General features: G+C 67.4%; 2 protein-coding genes. Both read left to right on the forward strand.

Going from position 1 to position 1,439, the window contains the following annotated elements; genetic code table 11:
* Positions 1–356: glucan biosynthesis protein (locus ACESMD_RS14850; RefSeq protein WP_372614490.1), on the forward strand; the 356-nt coding region annotated here is incomplete at its 5' end.
* Positions 328–1,439, forward strand: a 1,112-nt coding sequence (gene mdoH, locus ACESMD_RS14855; protein WP_372614492.1) for a glucans biosynthesis glucosyltransferase MdoH, incomplete at its 3' end; no start/stop codon positions are given. The genes ACESMD_RS14850 and mdoH, both read left to right, overlap by 29 nt.

Consider the following 1,439-nt stretch of genomic DNA (forward strand, 5'->3'; position numbering starts at 1 on the left):
CCCTTCCCCAACAGCGACTGGCCAGGGTCGAGCGAACCCGGCAGGGCTGGGGCGGGGTACCCGGTCAGCCGGACCCGCCACCGAAGAGCCGACGCCACTTCATGATCGACTTCCAAGGGGGAGAGCTCGCCGGCCTAGCCCACGACCAGCCGGTGGAGGCCCAGCTCGACACCCGCGGCGCCGTGATCCACGACCTCCAGGCCAGCCCACTGCCGGACGGACGCGGATGGCGTGCCTCCTTCCGACTCGACCCCGTTGACCGGCAAGCCATCGATCTGCGCCTGCGGATGACCCTGCGCGGCAAGACCCACAGCGAGACCTGGAACTATGTCTGGTACCCCGACGAGCAGCACTGATCTCGCCAGTCAGCACCCGGCGGCCCAACTCCCCTGGCTGACATCACGACGCTGCCTGCTGGGTCTGCTGGTGGCCGTGACCACCCTGGCGGGCGCCTTCCTGATGCTGCGTATCCTGGAGGGCGGAGGACTTACCCCGCTACGGGGTGGCATCCTGATCCTGTTCACCCTGACCTTCGCCTGGATCGCCCTGGCCTTCTGGTCGGCGGTCTTCGGCCTGGTGGTGGCCGCCCTGGAGGCGACATCACGATCCCTGATCGATACCGGCGAGGCGCACCACTTCGAGGCCTTCGTGCTCAGCGACACCACCGACACGGATATCGCCGAGGACGAGGGCCGACAGATCGCCGAGTTGCAGCAGCGGCTGAAGGGAGACCTAACGCTCCACTACCGCCGCCGGACGGATAACCGCGGCCGCAAGGCGGGCAATATCGCTGAGTTCTGCCGACGCTGGGGGAGGCGTTACGATTTCATGGTGGTGCTGGATGCCGACAGCCGCATGGAGGGCAAGACGCTGCTGGCCCTGGTGAGGGCCATGCAGGCGCGCCCCAGTGTCGGCCTGATCCAGACGGTCCCGCTGCCGGCGCGCCAGATCACGCTCTTCGGACGCCTGGCCGAATTCGCGGCCAGCCTCTATGCGCCGATCCTCGCCGCCGGTCAGAGCAGCTGGCAGGGCGACACGGCCAACTACTGGGGACACAACGCCATCCTGCGGGTCTCTGCCTTCATGGACCATGGAGGCCTTCCGGTACTGCCGGGTCGTCCCCCTCTGGGTGGCGAGATCCTGAGCCATGACTTCGTCGAGGCCGCCCTGCTGCGCCGTGGTGGCTGGGAGGTGCAACTGGAGGCTCGCATCAGGGGCAGCTTCGAGGAAATGCCCGGCAACCTGCTGGACTTCGCCAGACGCGACCGCCGCTGGACACAAGGCAACCTGCAACACCTTAGGCTGCTGGACGTCCCGGAGCTACATGGCATGAACCGGTTGCACTTCCTGCTCGGTGCCATGGCCTTCTTGTCCTCCCTGCTCTGGCTGGGCGTGCTGGTCGCCGGCAGCCTGGACGCCATGCTCCATTCCCCACAGGA

Origin of the sequence: Halomonas sp., assembly GCF_041689495.1 — a bacterium.
In the GTDB taxonomy this organism is placed as follows: domain Bacteria; phylum Pseudomonadota; class Gammaproteobacteria; order Pseudomonadales; family Halomonadaceae; genus Halomonas.